Genomic DNA, 16002 nt, shown 5'->3' on the forward strand with positions numbered 1-16002 from the left:
TCCGTTACCGCGCCTTGTCTGAGGAGACCACCCGCAATGCCCGAGACACTGACTCACAAGACCCTGGCCGGCCACCTCGCGTCCGGCGAGTTGACCCCCGGCGCCGACATCACCATCGCTGTGGACCAGGTCCTCATCGAGGACGCGACAGGGACCATGACCGCCATGCAGTTCGAAATGCTCGGCGTGGATTCCATCGCTGTGCCGCTGGCGGTCATGTATGTCGATCACAACGTCCTGCAGATCGATGACAAGAACATGCAGGACCATCACTACCTCAGAACGTTCTCCGCCCGCTACGGGCTGCGGTACTCCCCCGCCGGGCACGGCATTTCCCACTACATCCACCTGGAGCACTTCTCCCGGCCGGGCCAGGTCCTGGTGGGCGCGGACTCCCACACCTCCACGGCGGGCGCCCTCGGCATGTTCGCCCTCGGCGCCGGCGGGCTGGAGGTGGCCGTGGCGATGGCGGGCTACGGGTTCGACTTTGTGTGCCCCGCCGTCGTGGGCGTGGAACTGACGGGCACGCCCGGACCCAATGCAGAAGCGAAGGACGTGGTGCTGGAGCTGCTGCGCCGCCACGGCGTGCGGGGCGGCCGCGGGAAGGTTTTCGAGTTCTACGGCGAGGGCGTGGCTTCCCTGTCAGTCTCAGCGCGCGCGACCATCTGCAACATGATCATCGAAACAGGTGCTGCCACAGCCATCTTTCCCTCCGATGACCAGACCTTCGCGTGGCTTAGGGCCCAGCACCGCGAGGACCAGTTTGTTCCGCTGGCCGCAGACGCCGGGGCAAGGTACGACGAGGAGGAGCAGATTGATCTCTCAAGCCTCGTTCCGCTCGTGGCGCTGCCGCATTCACCAGGCAACGTCCGTCCCGTGTCGGAACTGCCGCGCACCGAGGTGGTCCAGGTCTGCGTCGGTTCTTCCGTGAACAGTTCCTATGAGGACCTGGCCACTGTGGCGGCCATCCTCAAGGGACATACCGTCCATCCGTCCGTCCAGCTTACGGTCACGCCGGGATCACGGCAGATCCTCCAGACGATCATCGCCTCCGGTGTTTACGAAGACCTGATGGCGGCCGGGGCGCGGATGCTTGAGCCGGTATGTGGCCCTTGCGTGGGCATCGGGCAGGCACCCACGGAGGGTGCGCCGTCGTTGCGCACGTTCAACCGCAATTTCCCGGGCCGCAGCGGCACAGCCGAGGACTGCGTGTACCTGTGTTCGCCGTCCACCGCTGCTGCCAGCGCGCTGGAAGGCGCCATCGTCGACGCCTCCACCGTCAGCCGGGGCGAGCTGCGCCCCGCGGCTCCCCCGCATCCGGAAGTCCACGACCTGCACATCGCCGGCGTCCTGCCCCTTGAGGCGCGCCGAACCATCGAGATCGAGCGGGGCAGCAACCTCGTCCCGCCGCCGCAGCCCACACCGCTGCCGGCTGGCCTGGACGCCCGGGTGCTGATCGCCGTCGGGGATGACATTTCCACCGGTGACATGGCTCCCGACGGCGCCATCGCCATGTCTGTATGGTCCAACATCGCCGTCTGCGCGCGCTTCATGTTCCGCCGCCTGGACCCCGGTTTCCACGACCGCGCCCTTGAATGGGGTGGCGGGATCATCGTGGGCGGGGAAAACTACGGGCAGGGTTCGTCGCGGGAGCATGCCGCCCTGATCCCGCTGTACCTGGGGGTCCGGGTGGTCGCTGCCCGCAGCTTCGCCCGGATCCACCGCCGCAACCTCATCGCCGCCGGCATCGTGCCGCTGATACTCCCCGCCGGCACGCAAAGTTCAACCGGGCAGCGATGGGTCATCGAAGGGCTTGCCGACTCTTTGGCCGGTGGTCGCCGCTCCGTCACCGCCCGTGTGGACGGAGGCACCGAGCTGACGCTCGGGCTCGACTTCTCGCCTGCCGAACGTGCCGTCCTCACTGCCGGCGGCCTGCTGGCCCAGGTGCGGTCCGGTGGTCGCTCCACGTTGGCCGGCGCCGCCGTCGTACAGGACGACGCGGCAGGCGTTTCACAGAGCCGATCCGCACGATGAAGCCGGCAGCCGTCGAAGCCGTTCCAACACCTGCGCGCCGACCGGGACAGCGTGCCACGGCCATCGCGGCGCTGACAACGGTGGTGGCGGTGCTGCCTGTCTTCCTCGTGGGCGGGCTGGCTGTCCAGCTTGAGCAGGACCTGGGCATGACGGCGTCAGCCCTCGGAGCGGCCGTGGCCACCTTTTGGGCTGTCTCTGCGCTGCTGTCTGCCCCCGCCGGATATGTCGCGAGCGAACTCGGGCTCCGCCGCGGGGTCCCGCTCGCCGTCGGGCTGGGCTTCGTTGCACTGGCCGGCATCGCGTTTGTCACGCCGCACTGGGCATGGCTGATCGTCTGGCTCAGTTTCGCCGGTGCCGCGAACGCCCTCATCCACCCGCTGTCCAACGGCCTGATCGTGGACCAGGTGGCGGTACGCAACCGCGCCTTCTCATTCGGCCTCAAGCAGGCCGCCATTCCGACAGCGACGCTCACCGCCGGCCTGTCGGTCCCGATATTCGCTCTTACCGTGGGGTGGAACTGGACCTTTGCGCTCGCAGCACTGCTGGCGGCCGCCCTGGTCCCGGCGCTCCTCGGCGCCCTCCCACGGACTGCCCCGTTCCATCGGCGCTCCGCTAAAGCCGCCAGGGAGCCGCTCCCCCGGAGGCTGAAACAATTCCTTTTCGCTACCGCCGTGGCCAGCGCGCTGGGAGCGGGGCAGGCCAATGTGGTGGGTGCATTCACGGTGGCCATGGCTGTCCAGGCGGGATTCTCCGCCGCAGGGGCGGGCCTGTTGCTGGGCGCCGCAAGCGTGGCCGGGATTCTGGCGCGCCCGCTCGTGGGTATCGCTGCCGACCGGGGAATCGGCGGTTCGATGGCCACCGTGTCCCTGATGATGGGGGCCGGAAGCCTGGGGCTGCTCAGCATGGCCTCCGGCTCCCCGATCGCCTACGGAACGGGAGCCGTTATCGCTTTCGGGTTGGGCTGGGGGTGGAACGGCCTGGCCCATTACGTGGTCTCGCGGACGGCGCATCCGTTCACCATCCAGGCCACAGGGATTACCCAGAGCGGAACCTACATCGGCGGGACGCTGGGGCCCTTATTGTTCGGGATCGTTTTCTCCCAGTTCAGTCCGGCCGTTGGATGGACCCTGGCAGCGGTGGTCGCAGCAGCCGGGGCGGCGGCCTCGCTGGTCGCGTTCCGTCTGGAAAAGCGTCTGCGCACCAGTTAATTGTTTAGGACAGTCGCGACAGCACCGCGGCGGCGAACTCCGCTGTGGTAGCGGTTCCCTTCAGGTCCGGTGTCGCAGTGCCGTCAGCGAGCGTGCCCTCAAAGGCCAGGGTCAGGGACCGGGCGGCGTCCGCCTCACCGAGATGGTTCAGCATCATCGCCGCGGCCCACAGAGCGCCGACCGGATTGGCGATTCCCTTGCCCGCAATGTCCGGAGCGGAGCCGTGCACAGGTTCGAACATCGACGGGTGCCGGCGCTCCGGGTTGAGGTTGGCGCTGGGGGCAATGCCAATGGAGCCGGCAATACCAGCCACCAGGTCCGAGAGAATGTCCCCAAACAGGTTCGACGCAACGATGGTCCGGATACTCGTCGGCTTCATCACCAGCCGTGCCGCCAGGGCATCAATGAGCACCTTTTCGACGACGACGCCGGGGAACGCCTTGACCGTCTCCGCCACCACCTCGTCCCAGAACGGCATGGTGTGGATGATGCCGTTCGATTTTGTTGCGGAGACGAGCCGGCCTCCGCGCTCCGTTGCGATGTTGGCGGCATAGCGCGCGGCCCGTGCGATACCGCGCCTGGTGAAGACGCTTTCCTGAACGGCGAACTCGCCGTCGGTTCCGCTGCCGAATCTTCCCCCGATCTGGGAGTACTCGCCTTCAACGTTCTCCCGCACCACCACGATGTCCAGGTCCTCAATGCCGGGCATGGCAGCGACGACGCCGGGCAGCAACCGCATGGGCCGGAGGTTGATGTACTGGTCGAACTCCCGGCGGATGGGAATGAGGAGCCCCCAGAGGGTCACGTCGTCGGGCACGTCCGGTGTCCCGACGGCTCCCAGGTAGATGCCATCGCCGCTGCTCAGCTGCTCTATCCCGTCGACGGGCATCATGCGGCCCGCCTTGCGGTACAGATCGCTGTTCCAGTCGCGGACCCGCCACTGGACGTCGAAGTCGTAGAGTCCGGCGACGGCGTTGACGCACTGCATCGCGACGTCGGTGACATCCACGCCAATGCCGTCGCCGGGAATCGCATCGATGACATAACGGCGGCTCATATCCATCCAATCGTTCGGGGTCTGTGAAGAGCATATGCGGATGGCCGGGCGCGCAGCCCCAACGAATCACGGCCCGGTGCAGATTCAGGGGTCAGCAGTGCCACCAGACCTCCGCTTGTGTCCTCGGCGATGTACCGGGAGGGCAAGAAGATGATGCCTTCCAGGTATTGACGCCATCTGGCGGCAACGGACTACTTTTCCCCTAAATCATCTGCCACCCTTCGGAGGTCCTGAACCCAGCCGGTCGAGCGGTTTGGCCCACTCACTCCGGCTTCGAAGTTCTCAAGCGCTTGTGCCATTAGTTCCAGTGCTGCCGCCATATTGGCTTTGACCCCGGCATAGCCCTCATCGGACCGCGGGTCGGATGACGCTGATAACAGCAGTTCCGCGCCGGATTTGATGACCACGGACGCCTCGTACTCGTTGACACTCATGCTCGGCTCTTCTCACCAGGTGTTGAACGGTGCGAAGCCGCCCCGTCCCTCAACATTAGCTTCGGGCCCTGCTCCGCACGGCGGGCGCGGCCGGTTCTGCCCCGAGGGGAAGCTCCAGCCAGGTTCCGCTGTCGTGCTACCGCGCCTTACGGGAAGCCCCTGTGTGCCCTTGACGGGCCAGGCAGCGCAGTCCACACTTCAGGCAGGGAATTGACAAGAGTTGTAGTTGTCTATGTGTTTGGTACCGCACCAGCACGGTCCCGTCTCATGTGCTGTCCGGTGAGAACGCATCAGGAGCCGCAGAGATCATCTCTCGGGGTTGGGTGGGGTGAAAGGGTTCGGAGGGGACAGCGCAGCCCCCTCCAAACCGTGATCCAGCGGGTTCATGGCTGGCTCGGCCATGTTCTGCCATTCATGATGAATGAACGGGGCATCTCATGGACGCGACGTGGCCTGGTGACAGGGTCCGACATCACGTGGACGACGGGGGCAGCGAACCGGGCCTGCAGCAGGGAGTGACCCCGTCCGTGGCGCGTAGGCGCCGCCTGGACGAGGAAGAGCAGCGTGCCGCAGCTCCCGCCCCCGGAGGACTTGCTCCCGGGGGCCGGCGCTTCAGGAGCGGCGAAGTTTGTTCTGGACATGCGGGCGGACAGCACCGACGCGTCGCTTACCCTCCTGACTCAACTGGCGGCATCGAGGCTGGCCAATGCGACCGGACACGCCATGGACTGTACGGTGTCATTTCCAAACCCCTACCAGCGGCCCCTGCTCCTGGGTACCAGCCACCGCGCCCTGTGCGCCGCCCAAGCCGACCAGGACACCGAAGACGGCGCCGCGCCCCAAGCCCTCGCAGGCAAACTGACAATCCTCGGCCAGCACCACGCGGCCAGCCCCCGTTGGTCCGCACACTGGCACTCCTTTGCGGAAGCCGGCTACCGTTCGGTCCTGTCCACCCCGCTGCTCCTCGGTGCCGACCGTACCGCGGCCCTGACATTCCTCTGCGCCCTCGACAACGTTTTCACTCCAGCCGCTGTCCTTGCAGTCGACGACTTTGTCCTGGCTGCGGGCAATGGCTTTCAATTGGCCGACCAGCTAAGGGCGGCCCGGTCGGTTGCAGAACAACTGAGTTCGGTACTGGCGCGCCGCACCTCAATCGACGTCGCCTGCGGAGTCATCATGGGCCGGAACAGGTGTTCATACGAGGAAGCAACCCGCATCCTCGCCAGAGCCTCACAGCAAGGAGGCTCGCGCATGCATGTGACCGCCGAAGCCATCCTCGCGCGCGCACCCGGCGGCGCCCCCGGCACTCACTTTCGACAACAAACAAACCAACATGCCGCTCCGGAGCAATCCCAGGAACAAGCGTAAGGGTGCATTTACCTCCCCCGGGCAACGATGTCCATGAGGGTTGCCTGAGGTACTACCGCAAAAATGCAAACCCGCAGATCGAGGGCGCCAGAACAATCGAGTGGTACGACTTCCATTAAGGCACCGGATCCCTAAATTTTGGGGTATTCCATTACCTCCGCGACGGGAGCAAACTGCGACTGCGCGGTTCCCGCGCCTTGACCATCGAACAGGAGGGCGTTCCAATGACCAGCTTCGAATCCTTTAGCGGGATCGGCGTCTACGAGATGCAAAGCGCGGCGGCCAGGGAAGTGAAGCGCATCATGGCTGAAGCCGGAGGCGACCGGCTGAAAGCCGACAAGATCGTGCTCGCCAAACTCCACGAGCTTAGCTTCATCACCGAGTCGGAGCTGCCCGTCCTGAGCCATATTTGCGAACTCGGCCACGCGGCGACGGGCGGTAAGCACGACGCCGGTAAGGCTTACCAGGAAGTCAAGAAGGCGTACGAGGAACTGCTGGTCAAAGGCAACGCCAGCCCTGTCGCTCTGGCCTACGCCTCCGGCGCCGTCGGGTCCTACGTGTCCGGCGACGGAGGCGATGGATCAACTGCGGTGGTCTACAAGAAATCGGGTAGCAACTGGCAGGGCACTCTCGCCGGCGCGGGTGGAGTGATTGGTGGCTACTTCGGCGGCTCCGGTGGCGCTGCCCTGGGCGCGGCGATAGGAAGCGTGGTCGGAAAAATCATTGACGAGTGCTGAATCAACGAGGCAACGGGCTGGAGCCAGTCGCCGCAGGGCTGGCTCCCGGACTACTTTGCGGCGAGTTCGCGGCGGACCCGGCAACGGGGAGCTTGCAGCCATACTCGACCCGTTGGTATCCGGCCACCCGAGGTAACAGCCGCCGTTCCTGCGCAGGAGGGATGCCGTGTTAACGTGCTGGCGCCTGGCGTTTCTTGAGGGCGGGGAAGCCGCTGAGGAAGGCGGGCACTTGTTTGGCCGGTATTGGTTTGCTCCAGATGAACCCTTGGGCCCGCGTGACGCCCAGGCGGCGCAATTCACGTAGCTGGTTTTCGGTTTCCACACCTTCCGCGATGACGTCCAGTTTGAGGCTGTTCGCCATCCCGACGACGAGTTCGATCACTGTTCCTGCGCGGGGGTCCACGGCCAGTTCCTGAACGAAGGTACGGTCGATCTTCAGGGTCCGCGCGGAGAGCCATTTGAGGTAACTCAGCGACGAGTAGCCGGTACCGAAATCATCGATGGAGAGGCCGACCCCCATGTGGTACAGGCGCTGCAGCGTTTCCTTTGGCAGGTCGGGTTCGTCCATGAGGACTGTTTCGGTGATTTCGAGGTTTACGGCGGAAGGATCGATGCCGGTTTCCAGGATCGCTGTCTCCACGATGTCAGGGAAATCTTCGGCGACGAGCTGGCGTCCTGAGATGTTCACTGCGGCGGTGAGGTCAGCCCCTTCCGCCAGGTCCGTGCGCCACTGCTGGACCTGGTTCAGTGTTTCCTTCAACAGCCAGGTCCCGATCGGGACAATCAGGCCGGTTTCTTCGGCGATGGGGACAAACCTGTCCGGAGTCAGCAACCCATGGACGGGGTGCTGCCAGCGGAGCAATTCCTCGAATCCGAGCGGTACGCCCGCCTCGAGGTCCATGATCGGCTGGTAGTACAGGCAAAGTTCCTCCCGGTCCAGGGCCAGCCGCAGGTCTGACTCCAGATCAAGCCGCCCACTCGCCCGCTGGGTCATTCTGGAGTGGTAGACCACCGATGCGTCCCCGCCGGCCGATTTAGCCCGGTACATGGCGGTGTCGGCGCCGCCGAGCATGGATTCGGCCGTCTCCTTCGGACCGGCCAATGAAATGCCGACGCTGACATTGAGGAACACCTGGCGATCCTCAACTTCAAAAGGGGCCCTGAGGCATTCGCGAATCTGCGAAGCCAGGACCTTGGCAGCACGCACCCCCAGGTTTTCGCAGACGATGATGAATTCATCACCACCGAAACGACCCACGGTATCGCCTTCCCGGACAGCCTCCATCAGCCGCTCACCCAGGAGCATCAGGATCCGGTCACCCCCACGGTGGCCGATGCCGTCATTGACCAGTTTGAACCTGTCAATATCAATGAACATCACCGCCGGCCGCGAGCCGCGGTCAAGGAATCCCTGGAGTACCTCGGTGATCAGGTAGCGGTTCGGCAGGCCGGTCAGGGCGTCGTGGCGCGCCTGCCACTGCAGGACCTGTTCCGCGTCCTTGCGCTCGGTCACGTCCAGCACCGTGTCCAGAAACTGCACCGGCCTGCCATCCGGGCCGTGCACGGTCCGGATCCGTGAATGCAGCCAGCGTTGACCGCCGTCGGGCCGGATGATGCGGTACTCGATATCGGCATATCCCGAACCCGCGTGCAGGCTGTGCCAAACTTGCCTTACCCGCCCGCGATCCTCCGGGTGGGTCCTTTTCAGCATCCATGCCCGCGATAAGGAATCACCGCCCTTCGCCCCCACAATGCGGCCGAATTCCTCCGAGTGCCAGGTCGCCGTGTCGTCGGCCGAATACTCGATGCTTCCCACCTGGGCCATCTCCTGGGCGGCCAGCAGCCGTCGCCGCTCCGCGTCGGCTTCGGCCCGGAGTGCCTTGATTTCCGTGATGTCGCGGGCGATGGCCGAGGCACCGGCGAGCTTGCCGTCCTGCCCGTATACCGGTGACACCGTCAGTTCAACATCGATGATTGAGCCGTCCTTGCGCCGCCACCGGGCTTCCACTCCGGTGACGAATGCCCCGCTACGGATCCGCTCGGCAACACGATGGTCCAGGTCTTCGGAGTCTGCCGTCGTGAACAACTCGTGGGTTTTCCCCATGGCCTCGGGCCGGCTCCACCCGAACATACTGATGGCCCCCGCGTTCCACGTGGTGATTTTCCCGTCCATGTCCGCGCCGATGATGGCGTCTCCGGAGGACTCCACCATCGCGGAGAGGCGGCGCAGGACCGCTTCCTTGCGTTTCCTGTCCGTGATGTCCTTTGAGATGGCCACAATGTCCACGGGCACGGTGTGCCTGCCCCTGATCGGGCTGATCGTTGCATGCACCGGGAAGTGCCGACCGTCGCGATCACGGATCCACAACTCACCCGCCCAGTCGTGTCCGTGCGCGATAAGTTCCGCGATTTCTTCCCCCGTCGGCCCCGGCCCGGCGGCCTGGAGGTCCGTGACGATTCCCAAATCGCGGGGCGTCCTGCCCAGCACCTCAGTGGCGTCGAAACCATACAAACGCTCCGAAGCGCGGTTCCAGTACGTCACCCGCCACTTGCTGTCCATCCCAATCACGGACTGGCCGATCTCGTCGAGCAGCAGCGACTGCGTCAGGAGATCATCCCGTTCTTCCTCAACCATCGCTCCCCTGCGTCCTCCCCAGCCCGAACCCGCCCGCCCCATCGGTCCAGTTGCTGAAGTATAGGCCAGGTGCCGGCACAACCGGCAGCCTTCCGCGGCCAAACAACGCACTGCAGCTGCCTCCGGAATGGGCGAACAAGACGCTTAATGCACCTAAACGGCTCGATAGCGGGAGCGACTGTCAACCAGCTGACAGTTGTAGTCCACAGGGGAAACAGTTGGCTTGGACCGCAAGGTACCGCCGGCACATGGATCAGGACCGAGCAACGTTCTGCGGCCCTCGCCTGGGCCACCGTCGAAACCCACTCCCAGCAGGAGAAAGCCCGCCGGTCAGGGGCCTGCTCCCGCTACCCACACACCTTAATACGCTCCGCGGACGCCACAGCCCGCACACCAATCGCCAGAGCCACGAGACCACAAGCTTTGTCAACGCGTCGGAGCAAAATCGCCTCGGATGAGGGAGTCTCTCGTGCCCGAGGTGGGACTCGAACTACATTCCAGTCCTTGAAAACACTGGGAACCCTCAGAAACATCCGGAATCCGGACCAGTACGAAGCCAGTAAGAGCCGATCCAGAGCCGAGAGTGTGGACAATGTCCACACTCTTATTTTTGCCGGTGACGCCCTGTTGAGGCCGACGGAATCACCATTATCGGCGCCCCAGCGACGTCGAAGCGGCGAGTCGCCCGCCGGTGACGGGATGCTGGACGTGAGTGTGTTCGGGATGCTGCCTGGTGTGTTGCCCGACAGCAATGCCGACGTCCATACGGCCCTTGGCTAATGCAACGAGGAACGGCCGGTGTTTCACCGGCCGTTCCTGCAATGCTGTCTCTTGAACCCTCGACTGAGGGTAGTGATTGAGCCTCTACTTCTTGTCCTTATCCTTTCGGCGTCACCTGGAGCCGGCCGAAAGAGACCTGTTCGCCGTTCTTGTTCAGGACCACGACGTCGTCGCGGCCGTTTTGGACGTCGGCGGGCAGGATGAATTCCAGCGTGTTGTCGGTGGTGGGGAAGATCCAGCCGAGCCGATAGCTGTGCTTGTTGAGGTAGACGTAGTACCACTGCCCGTAGTCGAGTCCCTTGAGGACCACCTTCTGGCCGTTCCGGTACTTGTCCAGGGTTCCGAGATCGGACGGCGGCGTCTGGCCGTCGAAGTCCTGCACCGTCAAAGCCGGCATGGTGTCGGGCTGGGCGGGCTGGAGGTCGAGCTGGATGCCGGCGCCCGTCACAGTGACCGTTACGTGCTTGGAGCCGTTGTCCGCGGCGGCCTCGAAGCTGACGGGCCCCAGTTGTCCGGCTGCGATGTCGGGCCCGGTGAGTACGTGGTCCCGGGTGGTGGTTACGCTGCTGCCGGCGGCGAGGAGGGCTTCGCTGATGCCGGCGTCCGGGGAGGTTACTCCGGTCAGGGCCACGTTGCCGGCATTGCCCAGGGTGTAGGTGTAGGTAACGGTGTCACCTACGGAGGCGTATCGGTCGGCGTCGTTGTCGGTCCATTTTACCGCGACGGTGCCTTCGAGCCTGGCGTCGCGGATCTTCAGGTCCACCTCTCCGCCGTTGACGGCATAGGTCCGGGTGGTCTGGCCTGCGGCGCTGACCTCCCACGAGGTGTCCGGGACGAAGAAGCCCTGTGCTGCTTCCTCGGCGGTGACGGTATGGCGGGGCGTCGCGCAGGTATACGACTGGCCGGCGGGCAGTACGCTGTACCGGCAGTTCCCGGGACCGTCCGGCACGAACGGGCTGAAGTTGCCCGAGGTGGGCATCACCTTCTCCACCAGGGGGCTGGTGTTGGTGACATCGAACTTATAGGGGAAGGCTTCCCCCGCGCTGTACGGCTGCGCGGCCAGGTCACGGCCGGCGTCGTTGCGGCTGCCCATGATGTTCGCGGCCACCAGGCCGTCGCGCAGTGCCACGGCGGCGCCGGTGAAGGTGACCATCGTGGTGAGCGACGGCGTGGCGCTGGCCGTGATGCTGAAAGTTGCCTGGGGCACGAAGTAGCCGCGGGAGATGTCCTCGGCCGTCACCGTGTGCCTGGCTGTGGTGCAGGTATAGGAGGCGCCGGCGGCCAGGTTGCTGTACCGGCAGTTGGGGGCCGACGGCGGCAGGAACCCGGCGTCGAAGGTACCGGATATGGGCACGGAGTTTGCGGTGACGTTGGCCGTGCTCTTGACGTTGAAGGTGTAGCTGAGCACGTCGCCAACCTGGTACGGGCTGGCCGCGACGTCGCGGTCCTGTGCGGAACCGCTGATGGTGAGGCCCACCTGCGGTGCGACCGGGACGGTGGCCGTGAAGGTGGCCTGCGAAACCCGGCCGTCCGCCGTCGTGAATGCGGCGTTGAGGTTTTGCGGGCCGCTGGCACTGGGGTGACGGCCACCTGTTTGGTGGCCCCGGGTGCGGTGGTGACTGCGGGAACGCTTAGCGGGGCGCAGGCGTAGTTCAGCCATGCGTCGTCGAACGTGGCGAAGGGCATGTTGTCCGTGTAGTTGGCTTCGTACAGGACGCCGAACCGGCCGTCGTCGAGCCGGGTCACTGTGGAGTAAGCGGAGAAGCCGGAGCGGATGGTGCGCACGCCCGGCCAGGTGGCGCCGTCGTCGCAGGACACCCGGGCGGAGACGTTCTCCCGCGCGGTCTTGGAGTTGGCGTTGGTGAAGATCAGTTTCTTGGCGTCTGCCGATCCCTGCGGGGCGTGGGGGAACATCCGGGCGATGGAACCGTTGTTGGCGGGGTCCGGCAGTTCGGTGTCCTGCGTTACCGGCCCGTAGGTGGCGCCGCCGTCGGTGGAAACCGCCACCTTCCGGTAGCCCTGGTTGGCGTTGTCCCGGGAGTTGAGCAGGACCCGCCCGTCGGAAAGTTCCACGGTCTTGTTCTCATCCATCCGGTCGCCCACGTTGGCGCCCTTGTGCCAGGTGGCGCCGTGGTCGTCGGAGTAGACGCTGTAGGCCTGGATGAGGTTGCTGCCGTCAGCCTGGCGGACGTCGCCGGCGTACTGCTGGATCAGGCGGCCCTTGTAGGGACCGTACTTGAGCTGGATCCCTTCGCCGGAGGAGGCGAAGTTGGAGCGGACGTCGCCCGCCACGGGACTGGTCTTGCTGGTGCCCGGCTTGGTGACCTCGGTGATCAGGCGGGGCTGGCTCCAGGTGGCGCCGCCGTCGGACGATTCAATGACTGGGGACGAAATGACGTTCCTGTCCGCATCACCATTTCCGAACTGGCTGCCGCCGAAGCCCTGGTCTTTCGAGTAGACGAAGAACGCGAAGACCTTCCCGGCCTCGGCGTCGTAAATGTAGGACGGATCGCTGTAGCCGTATTTCGGGCCGGTGGCATCGGCCACGTGCCCGGCGGCGATGACCTGCACGGGTCCCCAGGTCCGGCCGCCATCGGTGCTGCGGCGCTGCACGATCGAGTTGGGGTTGGGGGCGTCGGCCGCGCTGCCTGGCCTGCCGTCCCATGCGGCGAGGACCACGCCATTGCCCAGGTATGCCAGGGCGGGGATCCGGTAGAAGAAATTGGCGGCGGTTCGGTCCGCTGCGAGGTTGGTCTCCTGGAAGCTGCCCGGCGGCGCGGTCGGGCTCGTGGACGGGATGGGGGCCGCCTGGGCCGGCAGCCCGGTTCCAGCGAGTAGGGCCAGGACCAGGGCGCCTGTGCCCGTTGCCTGTCCCACTGATCTTTTCCTGGTTCTCTTGGTGCTGATTCGCAAACCCATGCCCTTTCTGGACGCCGCAGTGCGGCTCAAGTGGAGGTGAACGCCGCCGCGGATGTCCGCACTGTGATTCTTGCTACATACGACGTCCTACGACCATATGGCACACTCCTCAGGAAAGCTAGACTGAAGATGTGACGTCCTACCTATCACCCCGGTTAGCCCCTGCCCGCCCCACTGTTGAGCACGTCCTGGCCACCCGAGGCCGCGGCGGATACCGGCAATACCGCATTCCGGCGCTCGCCGTCACCGCAGAGGGAACGCTCCTTGCCGCCTATGACGGCAGGCCCAATCTGGACGACCTGCCCAGCCCCATCGACCTGCTGGTCCGGCGCAGCACGGACAGCGGAGCCACCTGGGGCGGCCAGGAGGTGGTCCGGCGCGGGACCGGTTTGGAAGGTTTCGGCGATCCCAGCCTGCTGGTGGACGCCGAAACAGGCTGCATCTTCCTGTTCCATGCCGCCGGCACCCGCGCCGGGTTCTTCGAGTCGACCACGGGAATGGACGCAGACGACGAGTCCGTCCAGCACTGCGACCTCAGCTGGTCCGACGACGACGGAGTCACCTGGCATCACCGGCGGCTCACCGCGGAGCTGAAGGGCAGCATCCCCGCGGGTCGGGACATCACTGGCATGTTCGCCGCAGCCGGGCAGGGGATCCAGATCCACACCGGCCCGCTCCGGGGCCGCCTGGTCCAGCAGTTCGTGCTGCTGTGCGGGGGCAAAATCATGGCCGCCTCCGCCTACAGCGACGACCACGGGGACAGCTGGAGGTTCGGGGAGCTCATCGGCGCCGGGACCCATGGCGCCGCGCCGAACGAGAACAAGGTGGCGGCCCTGGCCGACGGGAGCCTGCTCCTGCACAGCCGGGCCATGCCGCGCCGGCTAGCTGCCACCTCCAGCGACGGCGGGCAGAGCTGGAGCGCGTTGGTTCCCGTTGCGGACCTCCCGGACCCGAGTGACAATGGATCGCTAGCCCGTTTTGACGGCTTGCCGGCGGTGAAGGGCCTCGCCATACCGCCCACGGACGGGTGGCTGGTGGCCACCAACAACCAGGACACCGCCCTCCGGCGGAACACGGTGCTCAGTCTCTCCACCGACAACGGCAAGACCTGGCGCGCCGGGCTGGTCCTGTGCGCGGGCAGTTCCGCCTACTCCACGGCCACCCGATTGCCGGACGGCAACATCGGCGTACTGTACGAGCGCCAGGGATACCGGGAGATCGTGTTTGCCTCGGTTCCGCCGGGGCAGTTGACGGAACAGCTTGCCGCAGTCCCCGTCCAGGCAGACACAGAGCCGGAGCGCGGCCTCGCGTTCGACATGGAACTCCGCTCCGTCACGCCGGGCCTGCCGTCCGAATGGCAGAACGTGGGCGAGTTCCATGTCATGGCAGAAGATGGGGGCGACTGGGGGCCGGCGTCGAAGGAGATCGGCCAGGGCTACTCAGCCGGGCAGGTCCAGGTCCTTGGCACCCGGGAGGCGCAGGACCTCAACTACGGTCCTATCGTCCCGGGCTACAAGGCGGGCGACATCCTGGCGTTCACCGGCAGGGCGAGGAACGACGGCGGCACAGCAGTCACGCAGGTCCGGCTCGCCGGGCCCGGGGCCGAGGCTTTTCCCGCCACCGATCTGCCACCGGGCGGAGAGGCACTCTACTTCAACCCCTCGTACACAGTCACGGCTGCGGACATGGAGAAGGACGTCCTGGAACTCGTCTACGCGATGGAGTGGCAGTGCACCGGTTCCCTGGTGCGGCTGTCGCGGATCTTCCGGTTCGACGTCGCCACCGGTGACGTCACCGTGGTTGATTCCCCTCCACCAGGGTGCACATCTGCCTGAGGCGGTCCACCCGCTGGCTGGCGGTAAGCCCAACGGGCGGCAGGCCGATCTTGAAACCAAGCACGGGAACCGGACCGGCAGCCGCGAGGCACCGCTGGATCTCAGCGCGGTTGAGCAGTGAGCTCTGCGGCGTGCCGTCCACCTCCACCGGCGGGAGGTGCGCGTCGATCCACGGATAGCCGAACTCCGTCTCTACGGATGAACACCCCGAAAACATGACCCCTGCCAGGACGCCCGCCGCACGGGCCTGCGCGATGTGCTCCGCGGCAGTGCCGGGATTCCGGGTTTCAATGACCGACCGGGCCCAGTTGACGACCAGGCCAGCCGGGACCGCTGCATCGAGCTGGAGGGAATGAAGCACATCCACCTCTTCGGCGAAGGCGAGGAACCCTTTCTCCGGCCTGCTGTCGGACCTGGGCGCGTCGCAGTGCTCCACCAGCACCCGTGTGGAGCCCCAGTCCCAGTCGAGGACCTCCTTGAGGGACTCCCTGAACATCGGTGCGGACGCCCCGGGATACGGCGCCGAGTGCAACTCGACGGCCTCCACCGCATGTCCCTCACCTTCGAGGCTCCGTACGTATGCATGGATTCCGGCCACGAAGTCGAGGGCTTCCCGCCTGCCAGCGGCGTCCGGGGAAGCCAGGCCGAAGGTTGGCGACCCACCCAGCCGCTGCATGGTGCCGGGGATGGAGGTCACCACCGCGGACCAGCCCCGCGGCGCCCCCGCCGGCCATCCCCCGCCACCGTAGGGACCAAAGGGGAGCTCCAGCCCGCGGATCGAGGGAAGCGCTCCGAGGCCTTCGTAGAACTGCTCCCGCAGTTCACTTGGCTGGGCGGCGTAGGCACCGATGATCAAAGACATTGGAACTCCATTCGAAAAAGAGGTACTTGGCAGACGCACGCCGCTGAGGTGTTTTAGTCCACTTGACGCTCGCTGTGATCGCACTTACAGTTTTCACTACGAGCTAGGACATCCTACATCCGATAAACATCTT

The 16002-nt window shown here is 65.6% G+C and carries 9 protein-coding genes and 1 pseudogene; 5 read left to right on the top strand and 5 right to left on the bottom strand.

Features of this window, described 5'->3' with window-relative positions:
• Positions 1–36 precede the first annotated feature (36 nt).
• Complete coding sequence (locus tag K4G53_RS10880; RefSeq protein ID WP_221385727.1) at positions 37–2034, top strand: aconitate hydratase; 1998 nt, start codon at positions 37–39, stop codon at positions 2032–2034.
• A complete protein-coding gene (locus K4G53_RS10885) occupies positions 2031–3242 on the top strand; it encodes an MFS transporter (RefSeq protein ID WP_221385728.1) in 1212 nt (403 codons plus the stop codon). The genes K4G53_RS10880 and K4G53_RS10885 overlap by 4 nt, the downstream gene beginning before the upstream one ends.
• Positions 3243–3246: 4 nt before the next feature.
• Here the strand turns inward: K4G53_RS10885 and K4G53_RS10890 are convergent, their stop codons facing one another.
• On the bottom strand, positions 3247–4299 hold the full coding sequence (locus K4G53_RS10890) for an isocitrate/isopropylmalate family dehydrogenase (RefSeq protein WP_221385729.1): 1053 nt from the start codon (positions 4297–4299) through the stop codon (positions 3247–3249).
• Positions 4300–4490: 191 nt separating this feature from the next.
• Positions 4491–4733 carry a hypothetical protein gene (locus K4G53_RS10895; RefSeq protein WP_221385730.1) on the bottom strand — a complete coding sequence of 81 codons (243 nt, stop codon included), beginning with the start codon at positions 4731–4733 and terminating at the stop codon, positions 4491–4493.
• Between the two features lie 735 nt (positions 4734–5468).
• On the opposite strand from K4G53_RS10895, the gene K4G53_RS10900 reads away from it, so the two are divergent.
• Positions 5469–6101: an ANTAR domain-containing protein gene (locus tag K4G53_RS10900; RefSeq protein ID WP_221385731.1), complete on the top strand. Its 633-nt coding sequence runs from the start codon at positions 5469–5471 to the stop codon at positions 6099–6101.
• Positions 6102–6325: 224 nt separating this feature from the next.
• Positions 6326–6838, top strand: coding sequence for a hypothetical protein (locus K4G53_RS10905; RefSeq protein ID WP_221385732.1), 513 nt, complete (start codon positions 6326–6328; stop codon positions 6836–6838).
• 169 nt (positions 6839–7007) lie between these two features.
• On the opposite strand, the gene K4G53_RS10910 is transcribed toward K4G53_RS10905, so the two are convergent.
• Positions 7008–9473 carry an EAL domain-containing protein gene (locus tag K4G53_RS10910; RefSeq protein ID WP_221385733.1) on the bottom strand — a complete coding sequence of 822 codons (2466 nt, stop codon included), beginning with the start codon at positions 9471–9473 and terminating at the stop codon, positions 7008–7010.
• An 877-nt stretch (positions 9474–10350) separates the two neighbouring features.
• A pseudogene (locus K4G53_RS10915) lies at positions 10351–13172 on the bottom strand (exo-alpha-sialidase).
• A 131-nt stretch (positions 13173–13303) separates the two neighbouring features.
• Here K4G53_RS10915 and K4G53_RS10920 point away from each other — a divergent pair.
• Positions 13304–15007 carry an exo-alpha-sialidase gene (locus tag K4G53_RS10920; RefSeq protein WP_221385734.1) on the top strand — a complete coding sequence of 568 codons (1704 nt, stop codon included), beginning with the start codon at positions 13304–13306 and terminating at the stop codon, positions 15005–15007.
• On the opposite strand, the gene K4G53_RS10925 is transcribed toward K4G53_RS10920, so the two are convergent.
• On the bottom strand, positions 14964–15869 hold the full coding sequence (locus K4G53_RS10925; protein WP_221385735.1) for a DUF4862 family protein: 906 nt from the start codon (positions 15867–15869) through the stop codon (positions 14964–14966). The two genes, K4G53_RS10920 and K4G53_RS10925, sit on opposite strands and share 44 nt — an antisense overlap.
• Positions 15870–16002: the final 133 nt, after the last annotated feature.

The organism is Arthrobacter sp. MAHUQ-56, assembly GCF_019710585.1.
Lineage (GTDB): Bacteria > Actinomycetota > Actinomycetes > Actinomycetales > Micrococcaceae > Arthrobacter.